Raw genomic sequence first — 13,842 nt, 5'->3', positions numbered from 1 at the left:
CGCGGCCCGATCCTCACCCGTTGGGGTCGGGCCGCCGCGGTTTCCGGGGCGATCAGCCCCACGCGTGGCGCAACCTTTCCGGTGGCCGGGTGCGTGCAACCGGTCGGGTCCGTCGGGTCCACGGGGAGTTTCTCGGATCTTCTGAGGGAGGGAATCGACGTTGAGGTCGATACGCAGAGTGGTGGCGGTCGGTCTGGTCGGCGGGGCGATGACGCTGACGGCGGCCTGCGGCGGGGGCGGCGGGGGTACGGGGGGCAGCGCGGCCAAGGCCGACCTGGGGGCCGGCGGGGCCGCTGCCACGCCCGCGGCGGCGGCGCCCACCAGCGCGGTGCCCACCAGCGCGGTGCCGAAGGTCTCCACGGCCGCCGTGAGCATCGAGCCCAAGGCCGGCTCGGTGGACGTGGCGCCGAACGCGCTCAGGATCGGCGCGACCGGGGGCAGGCTCACCACCGTCAAGGTGAGCGACAGGGCCGGCAAGGAGGTCCCCGGCACCATCTCCGCCGACGGCGCCTCCTGGACGCCGACGGCCGGCCTGGAGGTGGGCACCGCCTACCAGGTCAGCGCGATGGCCGCGGACGCGAACGGCGCGGTCGCCACGGCGGACAGCAGCTTCACCACGCTGACGCCGACGGCGCTCGCCAAGGCCTCCGACAACGTGGACAACGACGCCACGTACGGCGTCGGCATGATCGTCTCGGTGAACTTCGGCAAGGACGTCAAGAACAAGGACGAGGTCCTGCGGGGCATCACCTTCCAGACCGACAACGGCACCGTGGTCAAGGGCCACTGGTTCAACGACCGCCGGCTGGACTTCCGCCCGGAGCAGTACTGGACGCCCGGGACCAAGGTGGTCGTGCACTACCGGCTCAAGAGCGTCGAGATCGCCCCGGGGGTGTACGGCGCGGACCGGGACGAGCCCTTCACGATCGGGCGGTCCCAGGTTTCGACGGTTGACGCCGCGGCACACAAGATGACGGTCGTACGGGACGGTGCGTCGAGCGACATCGACATCAGCGCCGGCGCACCCGAACACCCCACCTGGAACGGCACGATGGTGGTCATGTCCAAGGAGGGCGTGGTGCGGATGCAGTCCAGCACCCTGCCCGGGATGACCGGCGCGCCGTACGACCTCCAGGTCCCGCACTCGATGCGGCTCACCGACTCCGGCACGTACGTGCACGGCAACTACTGGAGCAGCAGCAGCACCTTCGGCGAGGACAACGTCAGCCACGGCTGCGTGGGCCTCAAGGACGTCGAGGGCGGCGGCGCCAGCACCTCCATGGGCAAGTTCTACGACGGCTCGCTGGTCGGCGACGTGATGGTCGTGAAGAACTCGATCCGGAAGGAGACGCTCGACCCGGCGAACGGGCTGAGCGGCTGGAACGTCCCGTGGAGCAACTGGTGACCGGCTGCTGAGGCGTGTGAGGGGTCAACCCGGGATTGACGGAAGTCGGCCCGGGTGACCCCTTCTTGCTTCCGGCATATGCCGACTCGCGGAGATCGTTTGCTCATTGTCCGTACGCGGCTGCTTGCGTTCCGCAATGATGGTCCGCATGGCGGGTTGGGGCGAAGCAGATCAGTCATCGGTTCCCGGGGTCGGCGCGGTGGCCGAGGTTTCCTGGATCGACGTCCAGGGCGGCGGGCTCTCGGCGCTGGAGCGGCTCACCTCCGAGGAGCTGGAGGAGCTGTACTCCGGCAGACTGTGCGACCAGTCGGCGCCCAACGAGGTGCGGCTGCCGTCCCGGCCGGAGTCGGGCCCGGTGGCCCGCAGACTGGTGCTCTCCGTCCTGGAGTCCTGGGAGCTCCACCAGCACCTGGAGGCCGGGGAGTTGCTCACCAGCGAGCTGGTGGCCAACGCGGTGCGGCACGCGGCCGGGCGCACCATCGGCCTGCACGTCAGCCGCAAGCCCGGCTGGCTCCGGATCGAGGTCCGGGACTCCTCCCGGGCGCTGCCCTGCATGATCCTCGCCGAGGCCAGGCCGGTGAACGAGCGGGGGCGGGGGCTGAAGATCGTCGACGACCTCGCCGACCGCTGGGGCGCGGACCTGCTGCCGCGGGGCAAGGGCGTCTGGTTCGAGCTGAAGGTGCGCGAGCGGCCCTGAGGGCCGGGGTGGGTCCGAGGTCCGGGCGGGGCCGACGGTTTCCCCGGAAAACACGCAGGGCCCCCGGATTCGCCGTGGTCCGGCGGGCGGGGGCCCTTGCAGGTCATCGCGTCGGCCAAGGGGGTGCGTGCCGCGCGATGGGTGTCGGCAGTGCCAGGTCGGGCCCGCCGAAGTCATCGGCCCAGGGCGGCGTGCGGTGTCGCCCGCCGTTGGGCTGCTTCGACTATCGCACGGATCTCAGCATGCGGGCAAACCAGGCGTCTTGGAATGCAAGGCTTGTTACCTAGTTCACCTTTGGATTTTGCATACGTTAACGCCATTGCCTGTGAATATTCACGATCGCGGCGATGTGACCATGGCTTGGCGGGCTCGCGCGGCGTGCGCGCGGACGGCGGTCGGGGAGAGGCCGCCGGAGCGGGGCGGTGGGGTCGCGGTTCCGCCGCCGCTGCGGCAGGCGCGGCAGAGGCCGCCGAGGAGGACCTGCGGTCGGCAGGGGGTCCGGCAGTCGGTGCACTCGGGGATGCGGACGGCTTCCGGCGGCTGCGGGCGTTCGGGCGGAAGCTTGTCGATCAGGCGGCGCCGGGTGAGGGCCGCCGCGCTGTGGACCGGGGTGGGCAGGCCCGAGGTGAGGGCGTTCATGAAGAGGGCCAGGGTGGCGCCCCGGGCGAACCACTCGGCGGCGAGCGGTTCGAGCGCTTCGCAGTCGGTGGCGGAGAGGGAGAGGCGGGCGTCCGCGATGCCGAGGCCGGCGAGGGCGGCGTAGGCGACCGAGGTGAGGGGGGCGCGGTTGCGCGTTCGCTCTTCCGGGGGATCGGGTGCGGAATCCGTTGACGCCTCCCCGGCGCCCCCAGTGGCGAGGAAGTGGTTCCACCAAGCGTCGGAGCGGGGCGTCCGGGAGAAGTAGGTGCGGAACACCCACTGGGGGTGCTCGGCGTTGACCCGTTCCCGGACGCGGCGCAGGTGACCTGCGGTGGAGAGCTTGTTGAGGGCCGAGCGGACGGCCATCTGCCCGAAGAGGGGCTGGTGCGCGGCGAGGGTTTTCACGTCCATCGCGGCGCCGTCGGGAAGCTGGTTGATCAGGCTGGCGAGGTATGCCTCGCGGGCCGGGAGGTGAGTGAAGTCGTCCGCTGCCGGGGGGAGTTGCCCGGGGGCCGACTGCTTGCCGTATCCGGGGGAGGCCATGACGGTAGAGTCGTGGGTAGCCACAGGATCGAACCCTCTTCGATCGTGCCGGTCAGACCCCCGTTCGGTGTTGCTGCACCGGCGGGGGTTGTTTCGTTAGTGCGCACGCTACATGGGGGAACTGCCTGTGGAGAAGTCGTGACGATAAGTCATATCTGCTGCGTGCGGGGGTGGTTGGAAGGTGGTTACCCACCCGTTCCACTAAGGGGTCACTCGGGCTCGGTGGCTTGAGCTTCGGCCGCGAAGGCGACGAAGGCCGACCAGGCGGCGGGGGAGAAGGAGAGGGTCGGGCCGGCCTTGTCCTTGGAGTCCCGGACGTGGACGGTGGAGGGGCAGGAGGCGACTTCGATGCACTCGCCGCCGTTGTCGTCGCTGTAGCTGGACTTGAACCAGTCGGCTTCGGCGCTCATAGCTCCTCCGAGACTTTCCCGATGAACTCTGCGGACTCCTCGACACTGAGGGCCTGCATGCGGATCATTCCATGCCGCTGCCTGAGGACGTTCACCCTGTCCGGGTCGGAATGCAGCACGCCGGTTCGATGCCCTTCCACGTAGGCCAGCTGCTCGTGGTCGGCCGTCTCCAGTAGGGTGATGGGGCCGGTGAGGGCGGGATATGCCGCGCGATCTGCAGGAAGCACCTGGATCGCGACGTTCCGCAGGCGGCTCACATCGATGATGTGCGCGAGCTGCCTCTTCATGAGGTCCGCGCTGCCGACCCTTGCCCGCAGTGCGGCTTCGTAGATCACGAAGCCGAACAGCACCCTCGGTGAGTTCGACAGTTTCTCCTGGCGTTGCATCCGGCCCGCGACGCGCGCTTCGACGCTGTCGTCGTCCAGGGGCGGACAGGCGTGGCTGGTCAACTCTCGGGCGTATTCCTCGGTCTGGAGCAGTCCCGGGATGAGCAGGGCCGCGTACGAGTGGATCGCAATCGCGTCGGCCTCGGCATGCGTGTAGCCCTGCGAATAGGACGGGAACTTCTCGGGCGCCAGGTAGTCCGCCGCCCCCAGCAGCATCCCCTTCGCGTCACACAGTTCATCCGCCGTCTGAAGCAGCTTGAGCGACGGCCGCCGCCTCCCCGCCTCCATCGACCGCACGCTCTCGATGTCGTAGCAGGCTTCCTTGGCCAACTGCTCGCGGGTCACTCCCGCCTTCGTACGCCACCGCTTGAGCTGGTCGCCGCAGTACTTCCACGACATCGGGTTTTCCTTCGGCGTGCTCACGGCCCCGTGCTCCTCCCTGCCCTGGTCGCAGGGCGGTTCAAGCTCTCGCTGTACGTATCGCGTAACTGCTGAGGCTATGCCCGGCTGCCGACGCTTGAAGGGTGAAATGGCCGAACTCAGCTCTCCCGAGTGAAGCCGTCCGTACGCCCCCCAAGGACTCTGATGCTCACTCACCCCGTCGATGTCGTCGAGTGGATGTTCCCCCGCCTCCCTCGTAGCGCCGGCCGTGCCCGGATCCGTTTCATCCGGCAGGCCTTCGAGTGGGAGGTGCCCGTCGACTCCGCCGAGACCGGGCTGATCCTCCTCAGCGAACTCGTCACCAACGCCTGCCGTCACGCCCGCTCCCAGCGCGACCGGATGATCGGCGTCCGCGTCCTCCTCCCCACCGATTCCCTCCTCCGCATCGAGGTCTCCGATGCGAACGCCAACCTCCCGACCCTGCGCCACGCCACCCTCGACGACGAGTCGGGCCGTGGCCTCGGACTCGTCGCCTCCCTCTCCACCTCCTGGGGCGCCCACCTGCGCGGTGAGGGCTACATCGGCAAGACCGTCTGGTGCGAACTGGCCCTCCCCACCCCTGCCAACCCGCACGGCTGAGCCCGGTCCTCCGGGCGCACGCAACTGGCGTCGCGCCGGAGCGCGTCCTGATCTTCGACGGCGCCGGAAGTCGCCGCCCGAGAGGATCAGGAGACCACCGTGCGCCCCCTTCCCTGGCCGCCGTCCGCCCCGATCAGGACCGAGCGGCTCGTGCTCCGCGAGCCCGAGGCCCGGGACCGGGCGGCGTTCATCGAGCTGCTGGCCTCGCCGGAGGTGAACACCTACCTCGGTGGGGCCCGGCCGCGTGACGAGATCGAGCGCGAGATGCCCGGGGCGCCCAGCCGCAGCCCCGGCATCTTCGCGGTCGATCTCGACGGGGAGACGATCGGCCAGGTCCTGCTCCGCAAGGAGGCGGGGCGCCTCGGCCGGGTCGGCGAGAGGGCCGAGCTCGGCTACCTGTTTCTGCCGCAGGCGTGGGGACGCGGCTACGCCGCCGAGGCGTGTGCGGCGGCGCTCGACTGGTTCGCCGGCGTGCTCCCCGGGGAACCGGTGGTGCTCGCCACCCAGACCGCCAACCTCCCCTCGATGCGTCTCGCGGCGAAGCTGGGCTTCACCGAGGTCGAGCGCTTCGAGGCCTTCGGCGCCGACCAGTGGTTGGGCCTCTGGTCCCCGACGCCGGCCCACGACTGACCGGGCCCCGCCGCCCGCGTGAGAAGTCGGGTGGGCCGACTTCTCACGCTCACCCGGGGTCAGTTCCACGGTTCCCGGTCGGGGTCTTCGCCCAGCACCTTCGCGGCGGCGACGCAGAGGTCCCTGCCGTAGATCTGGTTGCTGCCGTACTCGGAGCCCCACAGGTCGGTCGCGGCCCGGGCCACGGAGCGCCAGCCGAGGTCCTCGTCGACTCGCCACGTGCGAATCCGCAGGGCCATCTCCGTGGTGACCGTTGCCGGGTCCACAAGGTTGGGTTTCATTCCGGCGACCCTGAGACGTGTCCGACAGTTCCGGCGGGCCGTCGGTCAGTCCTTCGCCTCGACCTCGACGGCGGCCCGGATGTCCAGCGTGCGCAGGGCCAGTTCCTCGGGCTCGCCGGCGCCCGTCTCGTCGACGACGATGCCGACGGTCGTGCCGTCCGCCCAGGCGCAGGTGGTGAGGGACGCGGCCGGGTAGTCGAGCACCGCGCAGTCCAGCGCGCCGCCGAGGGGGCCGGCCGGGTAGTCCTGGCGCGCGACCACCGGGTTGTCCGACGGGTCGCTCATCGTCTGCGTGCCGAAGTACTTGTCCAGCTCCCGCCGGACGTCCGGGAAGCTGCCGGTCAGCCCGATCACGGTCAGCGTGGTTTCGGTCGACCCGGCGGCGCCGTAGCCGGCCACCGTCAGCTCCCGGTACGGCCGCAGGGCTGTCATCTGCCGCTCGATGTCGGCGCGCAGGGCCAGGGTGCTGCCGTCGTCCGGGAGTCGCACCTGGTCGCCGATCCGGTCCGCGAGCACGATCCGGTGCCGCGTCGGGGCGCCGGCCCCGGTCACCGCCGCGACGGTCACCGCGGCGAACAGGCCGACGACCACGACCCCCGCGATCACAGCATTGCGGGGCACCCGCCGGTACCAGGGCAGCGGAGCCACCGGCTCCAGGGTGTTCGCCCAGATCGCCCGGAGGCCGCTGGGCTTCTCGGCCGCCTGGGCACTCTTGAACGTGGTCGTATCGTCACTCTGCACGGGGCCGGATCCTACGTCAGCGCCCGGAACGCCCGCCGGGGTTTTCCGGGCGCCGACGCCTCCGGTGGCAGCCGCATCCCCAGCCTCACGGGACAGAACACCCAGGGACATCGCGGGTGTTCGCGGTCGATGCCGAGCAGGTTCCACTCATCACGCTTGCTCTCCGCCTTGTAGGCGTCGCGCGGCATCCGTCGGAGATCCCTTCCGAAGACATCCGTACAACCTGCTTTTCGTCAACCAGCCGATGCCTCGACCTTGGGGCCGTCGGCAGCCAAGCCTGCATCCAGGGCGAACCATGATGACGACCTCCGAACAGGGCAAGGGCCACCGGACGCGCCCATGGCCGCTCCCGCACGCCCCTACCTCTGGATGCGATGCGGCGCCAGGATGGCAACCGGTTGTGTCCGTCCCAGTGACAGGAGAACAGCATGGGAGAGCACTCGAAGCCGCCGCAGGACCCGAGCCAGGGAACGCCCCCGCCGAACGACGCCGACGGGAAGGTCACCCCGCCGCCGCCGAGCAACGGCAAGCACAAGAAGTGATGACGAGCGACGACGGGGGCCTGGCCGGGTACCGGGCAGGCCTGGACGTGGAGATGGAGCGGCGCGGGGCGTGGCCGGAGGATTCGCCGTGGCTGCGCGACGCCTTCGCCGCGCTGCCGCGCGACCGGTTCGCGCCGGACCGGTTGTGGCGGTGGGACGGCTGGGCCTACATGCCGATCGACCGCGCGGAGGACCGGGACAGGTGGGCCGCCGAGCTGTACTCCGGCGTCGATGCCCCGGCCGTCACCCAGCTCACCGGCGGCCTCCCGTCGTCGTCGCTGTCCGCGCCCTCCGTGGTGGCGGACATGCTGGACAGCCTCCGGGTGGAGCCGGGGCACCGGGTGTGGGACATCGGCACCGGCCAGGGCTGGACGGCGGCGCTGTCCGCCTGGCGGGCCGGGCCGGGTCGGGTGGTCACCACCGAGGTCGACGAGCACCTGGCCGCGTTCGCCCGGGCCAGGCTCGCGGACGCCGGGCTCGACGTCGAGGCGGCGGCCGGGGACGGTACCGGTGGCGGGGTGCCGGGCGGCGGCCCGGTCGACCGCCTCCACGCCGCCTACGCCGTCGAGACCGTCCCCTGGTCCTGGGTCGCGGCGGTCCGGCCGGGCGGACGGATCGTCTACCCCTGGGGCCGGCTGGGGTACGTCGCCCTCACCGTCGCCGACGACGGTGCCGCCGCCCACGGCCGGGTCCACGGCCTGGCCCGGTTCATGGGCGACCGGACCGGCCCGGCCCAGCCGAGCACCGGCCCCGCCGCGTACGCGCAGGTGCGCGGCGACGCCGAACCCGAGACCCGCCGGGCACTGGACCGCGACCCGGCCGGCCTGGAGGACTGGCACCTCCGGTTCGCGCTGCGCGTCGCCGTCCCGGAGGCCGTGCTGTTCACCGAACAGAGCGCGGACGGGCCGGCCGCCCTGGTCCACGACGGGGACCGCTCATGGGCCGAGATCCGCCCGGGTGCGGACGGTCGGCCGCTGCTCCTCCAGGGCGGGCCGCGCCGCCTCGGCGACGAGGTGCTGGCCGCCTGGACCCAGTGGGAGGACCTGGGCCGTCCCGACCTGTACGACTACGGCGTCACCGTCACCCCGCACGCCCAGTGGGCGTGGCAGGGCGACCCGGACACCGGCCCGCGCTGGCCGATCGGACGCTTGCACCCGGCCACGCGGTGACCGTTCTCGGATCCTCCGGCTGAACAGCGTGACGCCGATGTTGCCCGAGAAGTCGGGTGGGCCGACTTCTCGCGCTTCAGGGCGGGCGCCACTGGCCTGCGGCAGCCTGTTCAGGCTTGCCGAAGGCCTGTTTGCGCGATTCACTTGCGCAGAAAGGCCTGACAGCCCGCGAAGGGGGGATCACAGATGTTGCTGAACTTCAGGGTCGCGAACCACCGCTCGATCAGAGACGAGCAATCGCTCCAGCTCAACCCGGTCTATGAAGCGGACAGGCCGCCGGGGACGCACTGGGAAGCGGTCCCCGTGGCAGGCATCTTCGGGGCCAATGCCGCCGGCAAGTCGAACGTGATCGATGCCCTGGCATACATGAGCAGGATGGTCGTCAACTCGCACCGGGACGCGGAGCCGGACGGTGGTGTGGCCCGGCAGCCCTTCCGTCTCGAAGAGGCGGCGCGCAGGGAACCGTCCTGGTACGTGGTGGACCTGCTGATCGACGGGATCCGCTACACCTACGGGTTCAGCGTTGACGACGACCGGGTGGTCGACGAGTGGCTGCACAGCTTTCCCCGCGGCAGGAAGCGCAAGATCTTCGAGCGTTCGGCCGACGGGGTGGAGATCGGTGACTCGCAGCACCGGCGAGAGCTGGAGCTGGTCGAGAACATCACCGAACCCAATGTCCTCTTCATGTCCCTCGCGGCGCGATCCCGGCAGGACGACTTCCGCCCGGTGTACGACTGGTTCGCCCGGAGCCTCCAGTTCAGCCGACGGCTGCCGGGCGGCGCGGGCCGCCTCGGGGCTGCGCGAATCCTCGAAAACCCGGACCGGTACCCGGAGTTCATCGAGCTGCTGCGTGCCGCGGACCTCGGGATCGCCGATTGCGGCACCGAGCGCGTGCTGGAAGACGAGGGGGAGCTTCGGAGGCGCTACGGTGCGCGCATTCCGGAGTGGCGGTTGGCAGGCCTCGAAGAGAACGGGCCGCGCGAGGTCATGCGCCCGTGGATAGGACATCGCGGGCGCGACGGGATCGTCAGGATGGACGTGTCCGAGGAGTCCGAGGGAACACAGGCTCTGCTGCGGCAAGCACCCCTCATCACGGGGGCGCTCCGACGGGGTGGAACCTTCGTGGTGGACGAAATCGATTCGAGCCTCCACCCGGTTCTCACCGCACGCCTGATCGGGCTCTTCCAGGATTCCGCCACCAATCCGAACGGCGCCCAGTTGATCTTCACCTCGCACGACTCCAGTCTGCTCGGCCGGACCGGCGGGGAGGAGATCCTGCGGCGGGACCAGGTCTGGTTCGTGGAGAAGAACGAGCACGGTGAGACGGAGCTCTTCGCCCTCGCCGACTTCAAGCCGCGCCAGGAGGAGAACCGCGAGCGGCGGTACCTCAGCGGGAGCTACGGCGGCGTGCCGTACATCGACGACGATTTTGCCAGCGCCGTGGCGGCGCGGGGGGATGAAGATGGCAAGGGCGGCGAAGCCGAGCGGAAGCAAGCGTCCCAGTTTTGACACGTCACTGACCAGGCGGGCGGGGCATCGGGAGTCGCGGCAGCGCCTGCTGGTCGTCTGCGGCGCGAAGGTGACCGAGCGCGACTACCTTCAGGGGCTCAAGTCGAGTGCCCGGAATCCAGCCGTTTCACTGAAGATCGTCGAATGCCCGAGGTCGCCCTCCCAGGTCGTCGATCACGCGGTGCTCCTGCGTGACCAAGCGGACGGCGAGTACGACGCGACGTGGTGCGTGCTCGACGTCGATGAATTTCCCGACCTGGGGCAGACGGCAGTCGAGGCGCGGAAGAAGAACATCGAGGTGGCGTTCTCCAACCCCTGCTTCGAGGTGTGGCTCCTGCTGCACTTCAAGGACTATCGCCGTCCGGCTCAATCGTTCAAGCAGCTCATGCCGGCCCTTGATGAGGCGTTCCCGGCCGGGTACGGGAAGACCGGCATGAAGTTCGACCTCTACGCGCCGCACTGGCGGCTGGCTGCGAGTCGGGCGAAACAACTGGCCGAATCAGGGAAGGAACACGAGGTCAACCCGTCCACCGGCATGTGGAAGCTCGCGCTCGCCATCGGAGGTGGCGAGGCACAGCCGTGAAGGGCCCCCGGGTCAGGAGAGCGAGAAGCCCATCCGGTTCACCACCGGGGTCATCGGCACGTACATCACCTGCGCGTAGCAGGTCGTCGGGTGCGCCGTGGATCCGGCCGGGCAGCCGACCTCCGACCGGGCGGCCACGATCACGCCGCGGGCCTCCATGTCGCCGTTCGGGCCGGACGGGTTCGCCAGTGCCGGGCCGCCGCTGTCGCCCTTCGCGGCGATCGCCCGGCGGTCGCCGCCCTTCGACTCCGCGACGTCGACCGGCTTGATCCTCGTGCCCTCGTCGTTCGTCGTCTCCACGTCGACCCGCTTGATCTGCACGTCGCACTTCCACCCCGACTGGGCACCGCTGAGGCAGATCAGGTCCCCGACGTTGTTCCGCCCGGCCCCGTACGTGTGCCGGGACGAGCCGCCCCTGTCCGACCAGGCGCCGTCGTAGAACCGGCCGCCGCCGCTCCCGCTGATCGCGATCATGCCGACGTCCAGGCCGTCCCCGACCGAGGACAGGTCGCCGATGTAGCTCCCGGTGCCGTTGTAGTACCGGCCGCCGCCGCAGTGCGCGGCGGTCAGCACCACCTTCGTCCCGCCCTTCCAGCCGCTGAACGCCGTCGAGCAGAACGACGCCTTTCCGGTGCTCACCTCGGCACCCGCGTAGTGCGGCGCGCTGTCGGAGTGCCGGCTGCCGGACAGCGCGACCGGGGTCTCCTCGATGCCGGCCGTCACCGGCATCCCGGCGATCTCGGCGGCCTGCCGGGAGTACGCCTGCACGGCCGTGTCACCGCCGGTCAGCTGCTTCGCCTTCGCCCGCGCGTACGTGATCGCGATGGCGGTGCCGTCCTCCTGCGGGCCGATCGACGTCCACGCGTCGCGCGCCACGCCGGCGGTGAACCGGTCGATCGCGGCGCGCATCTCGGCGCGGGAGTACGGGCTCCGGTGGACGTCGACGGTGTAGCCGGGGCCGGCGCTCGCGGCGTTCGCGTCGAGCAGGGAACGGACCTCGGCCGGGGCCTCGCCCTTCCAGTAGATGTCGGCGCGCTGATTCGCCGGGTCGATCACCGTCCCGGCATAGCCGACGGCCGCCGGATCCCCGGACTCGACCCAGTCCTGCACCGGGTCCGTCATGCGGTGGAGCAGCTGCTGGGCCTGCGGGTCGCGGAGCACCGGCAGGCTGACGGACAGGTAGGGCTCGTCCTGAACGGTGTCGACGGCGACCAGGCCGGAGGCGACCACGGTGGTCAGGACCAGGGACAACGCGAGGCGGGAGCGGCGCACGGGCGGGTCCTTCCGGCATGTGTCGATGGGTCGCTACTCAGCGTAGGGGGGGATGGGCGGTCCGCTACGTCCGGACGTCGCGGCCCGGGCCGGCAGTCGGTGCACGCGTGGGGCAACGCGCCCCCGGGAGGGGCGGGGCGGCGTCCCGGGGGCGGGTGGGGCGCCTGCGCCCCCGGCCGGTCCGGTGGCGGCCGCGCAGGAAGTCGGGCCTGTCGACTTCCTACGCGGGTTCCTGCGCGGGCGGATAGCATCGGGCCCGTGAACCTGTACTGGCACGTCGTGCTGCCACCGCTCAGCGCCTGATCGGGCGCGCGCTTCGGTGGCTTGACCCCTGCGACCCCGGCCCGGCCCGATGGCGGCCGCCGTGGGCCGACGGCGTGCGCCCGTTCTCGGAACCAGTTCCCCCGACGGTTTTCGACGACGGAAGTTCACGACTGTGCCGAATCGTTTGTCCTCGCCCGCCCGTTCCCTTCCCGCGACTCCCCGCCGCAGCCGCCGCACCCGCCCGCGCGGTGGCGCGGGGCCGATCCTGATCGCCGCCGTCCTCTGGGGCACCACCGGGACGGCCAGTTCGCTGGCGCCCGGCGGGGCCCCGGCGGCGGGGATCGGGGCCGCCGGGCTGGTGCTCGGCGGGCTGCTGCTGCTCCTCACCGACCGCGCCGCCCGCGTGCTGCCCCGAGTGTGCGGGCCGCGCGAACGGTGGCTGCTCGCCGCCGGCGCGGTCGCGGTGGCCGGGTATCCGGTCACCTTCTACCCGGCGGTCGGCCGTACGGGCGTGGCGGTGGCCACCGTGATCGCGCTCGGCAGCGCGCCGGTGTTCACCGGGCTGCTCGGCTGGCTCACCCGGCAGGGGCGGCCGGGCGGGCGGTGGGCCGGGGCCACGGCGCTGGCCGTGCTCGGCTGCGCGCTCCTGGTGCTGGGCCCGAAACTCGCCGGGGGCGGCGGTGCGGTGGACCCGCTGGGGGTGCTGCTGGCGGCGCTCTCGGGGCTCTCGTACGCCGGGTACTCGCTGATCGGCGGGCGGCTGATCACGGCCGGGCACCCCTCGGGCGGGGTGATGGGCGCGATGTTCGGCGGCGGGGCGCTGATCGTGCTGCCGGTGCTGCTCGCGGGTGACCTGGAGTGGCTCGCCTCGGCGCGCGGGGCGGGCGTGGTGCTGCACCTCGCGGTGGTCACCACCTTCCTCGCGTACTGGCTGTTCGGCCACGGCCTGCGGCACACCACCGCCCAGACCGCCACCACCCTGACCCTCGCCGAACCGGCCGTCGCGGCGGTGCTCGGCGTGGCCGCCCTGGGCGAGCGCCTGCCGGCGCTCTCCTGGTGCGGCCTCGCCGTCCTCGCCGCCGGCCTGGCCTTCCTGGCGCTCCCCGCCCGGCGGTAGGCCCGACGCCCCTGCGTGGGACGTCGGCCGGGCCGACTTCCCGTGCGGCAGAGGCAAGTTCGCGGAACCCGGTTGCCGGCGGCGGTCCCGTCTGTTGGGCTTGCCGGCGGCGGGCCCGACCGGGGCCGCCGACGTCCTTGCCGTACGAGGGGATCCCCGTCATGCCCGACAACGCCACCGGCCCGCTCGACCTGCTCGCCCGCTACCGGCGGGCGATGCTCGACCTGGACGCGGACGCCCTGGCCGACCTCTACGCGGAGGACGGGGTGCACGAGTTCCCGTTCCTGTTCCCCGGGGTGCCCGAGCGGTACCGGGGACGGGAGGAGATCCGGGCCGGGTACCGCGCGATCTGGGGTCCGAGCGCGGCGCGGCCGCGGGAGATCCGGGAGGTGGCCGTCCACCCGGGGGCCGATCCGGAGGTGCTCACCGTCGAGCAGCAGGTGGTCGGGACGCACGCCGGCACCGGCGAGCCGTTCACCGTGCCGGGCCTGCTGGTGATGCGGTCCCGGGGCGGGCTGCTGGTGCACGTCCGGGACTACATGGACGGCCTGGGCGTGGCCCATGCGATGGGGCGGCTGGGTGCCGTCGCCGCGCGGCTGGAGGCCGGGGAGTAGGGCGTCGGCCGGGCCGGCCT

General features: G+C 71.6%; 15 protein-coding genes. 9 read left to right on the top strand and 6 right to left on the bottom strand.

Features of this window, described 5'->3' with window-relative positions:
- Positions 1-160: 160 nt before the first annotated feature.
- Both ACWGKU_RS00785 and ACWGKU_RS00780 read left to right on the top strand, forming a co-directional pair.
- On the top strand, positions 161-1,405 hold the full coding sequence (locus tag ACWGKU_RS00785; protein ID WP_452177005.1) for a L,D-transpeptidase: 1,245 nt from the start codon (positions 161-163) through the stop codon (positions 1,403-1,405).
- A 199-nt stretch (positions 1,406-1,604) separates the two neighbouring features.
- Positions 1,605-2,102, top strand: a complete 498-nt coding sequence (locus ACWGKU_RS00780) for an ATP-binding protein (RefSeq protein ID WP_359901437.1) — start codon at positions 1,605-1,607, stop codon at positions 2,100-2,102.
- 333 nt (positions 2,103-2,435) lie between these two features.
- Here the strand turns inward: ACWGKU_RS00780 and ACWGKU_RS00775 are convergent, their stop codons facing one another.
- The 3 genes from ACWGKU_RS00775 to ACWGKU_RS00765 all read right to left on the bottom strand — a co-directional run bounded on the left by ACWGKU_RS00775 (position 2,436) and on the right by ACWGKU_RS00765 (position 4,503).
- Complete coding sequence (locus ACWGKU_RS00775; protein ID WP_452177004.1) at positions 2,436-3,284, bottom strand: hypothetical protein; 849 nt, start codon at positions 3,282-3,284, stop codon at positions 2,436-2,438.
- A 209-nt stretch (positions 3,285-3,493) separates the two neighbouring features.
- Positions 3,494-3,694 (bottom strand): DUF397 domain-containing protein, encoded by a 201-nt coding sequence (locus ACWGKU_RS00770; protein WP_452177003.1) that lies wholly within the window; start codon positions 3,692-3,694, stop codon positions 3,494-3,496.
- Entirely contained in the window at positions 3,691-4,503 is an 813-nt protein-coding gene (locus tag ACWGKU_RS00765; RefSeq protein WP_452177002.1) for a helix-turn-helix domain-containing protein, read from the bottom strand. Before ACWGKU_RS00765 ends, ACWGKU_RS00770 begins: the two co-directional genes overlap by 4 nt.
- Before the next feature lie 162 nt (positions 4,504-4,665).
- On the opposite strand from ACWGKU_RS00765, the gene ACWGKU_RS00760 reads away from it, so the two are divergent.
- Positions 4,666-5,100, top strand: a complete 435-nt coding sequence (locus ACWGKU_RS00760; RefSeq protein ID WP_452177001.1) for an ATP-binding protein — start codon at positions 4,666-4,668, stop codon at positions 5,098-5,100.
- A 99-nt stretch (positions 5,101-5,199) separates the two neighbouring features.
- The gene (locus ACWGKU_RS00755) at positions 5,200-5,730 is read left to right on the top strand and encodes a GNAT family N-acetyltransferase (protein WP_452177000.1); all 531 of its coding nucleotides are present in this window, start codon (positions 5,200-5,202) and stop codon (positions 5,728-5,730) included.
- 59 nt (positions 5,731-5,789) lie between these two features.
- On the opposite strand, the gene ACWGKU_RS00750 is transcribed toward ACWGKU_RS00755, so the two are convergent.
- Positions 5,790-6,011: a hypothetical protein gene (locus tag ACWGKU_RS00750; protein ID WP_452176999.1), complete on the bottom strand. Its 222-nt coding sequence runs from the start codon at positions 6,009-6,011 to the stop codon at positions 5,790-5,792.
- A gap of 45 nt (positions 6,012-6,056) precedes the next feature.
- A complete protein-coding gene (locus ACWGKU_RS00745) occupies positions 6,057-6,752 on the bottom strand; it encodes a hypothetical protein (RefSeq protein ID WP_452176998.1) in 696 nt (231 codons plus the stop codon).
- Between the two features lie 541 nt (positions 6,753-7,293).
- Here ACWGKU_RS00745 and ACWGKU_RS00740 point away from each other — a divergent pair.
- The 3 genes from ACWGKU_RS00740 to ACWGKU_RS00730 all read left to right on the top strand — a co-directional run bounded on the left by ACWGKU_RS00740 (position 7,294) and on the right by ACWGKU_RS00730 (position 10,555).
- Entirely contained in the window at positions 7,294-8,463 is a 1,170-nt protein-coding gene (locus ACWGKU_RS00740; protein WP_452176997.1) for a protein-L-isoaspartate O-methyltransferase, read from the top strand.
- A gap of 186 nt (positions 8,464-8,649) precedes the next feature.
- Positions 8,650-9,972: an AAA family ATPase gene (locus ACWGKU_RS00735; protein WP_452176996.1), complete on the top strand. Its 1,323-nt coding sequence runs from the start codon at positions 8,650-8,652 to the stop codon at positions 9,970-9,972.
- Complete coding sequence (locus ACWGKU_RS00730; RefSeq protein WP_452176995.1) at positions 9,920-10,555, top strand: RloB family protein; 636 nt, start codon at positions 9,920-9,922, stop codon at positions 10,553-10,555. Before ACWGKU_RS00735 ends, ACWGKU_RS00730 begins: the two co-directional genes overlap by 53 nt.
- A 12-nt stretch (positions 10,556-10,567) precedes the next feature.
- On the opposite strand, the gene ACWGKU_RS00725 is transcribed toward ACWGKU_RS00730, so the two are convergent.
- Positions 10,568-11,827 (bottom strand): hypothetical protein, encoded by a 1,260-nt coding sequence (locus tag ACWGKU_RS00725; RefSeq protein WP_452176994.1) that lies wholly within the window; start codon positions 11,825-11,827, stop codon positions 10,568-10,570.
- Between the two features lie 436 nt (positions 11,828-12,263).
- Between ACWGKU_RS00725 and ACWGKU_RS00720 the strand changes: the two genes are divergently transcribed.
- A complete protein-coding gene (locus ACWGKU_RS00720) occupies positions 12,264-13,208 on the top strand; it encodes an EamA family transporter (protein WP_452176993.1) in 945 nt (314 codons plus the stop codon).
- 161 nt (positions 13,209-13,369) lie between these two features.
- Complete coding sequence (locus ACWGKU_RS00715; protein WP_401056009.1) at positions 13,370-13,822, top strand: nuclear transport factor 2 family protein; 453 nt, start codon at positions 13,370-13,372, stop codon at positions 13,820-13,822.
- Positions 13,823-13,842: the final 20 nt, after the last annotated feature.

This window comes from Kitasatospora sp. NPDC054768 (assembly GCF_053612025.1).
This window is presented reverse-complemented; position numbering and strand designations above follow the sequence as displayed.

Excerpts from the sequence above, each read along its gene's own strand:
- ACWGKU_RS00715 (WP_401056009.1), top strand. The coding sequence starts at position 13,370 with ATGCCCGACAACGCCACCGGCCCGCTCGACCTGCTCGCCCGCTACCGG.
- ACWGKU_RS00770 (WP_452177003.1), bottom strand. The coding sequence starts at position 3,694 with ATGAGCGCCGAAGCCGACTGGTTCAAGTCCAGCTACAGCGACGACAAC.
- ACWGKU_RS00775 (WP_452177004.1), bottom strand. The coding sequence starts at position 3,284 with ATGGCCTCCCCCGGATACGGCAAGCAGTCGGCCCCCGGGCAACTCCCC.
- ACWGKU_RS00740 (WP_452176997.1), top strand. The coding sequence starts at position 7,294 with ATGACGAGCGACGACGGGGGCCTGGCCGGGTACCGGGCAGGCCTGGAC.
- ACWGKU_RS00760 (WP_452177001.1), top strand. The coding sequence starts at position 4,666 with ATGCTCACTCACCCCGTCGATGTCGTCGAGTGGATGTTCCCCCGCCTC.
- ACWGKU_RS00730 (WP_452176995.1), top strand. The coding sequence starts at position 9,920 with ATGAAGATGGCAAGGGCGGCGAAGCCGAGCGGAAGCAAGCGTCCCAGT.
- ACWGKU_RS00750 (WP_452176999.1), bottom strand. The coding sequence starts at position 6,011 with ATGAAACCCAACCTTGTGGACCCGGCAACGGTCACCACGGAGATGGCC.
- ACWGKU_RS00735 (WP_452176996.1), top strand. The coding sequence starts at position 8,650 with ATGTTGCTGAACTTCAGGGTCGCGAACCACCGCTCGATCAGAGACGAG.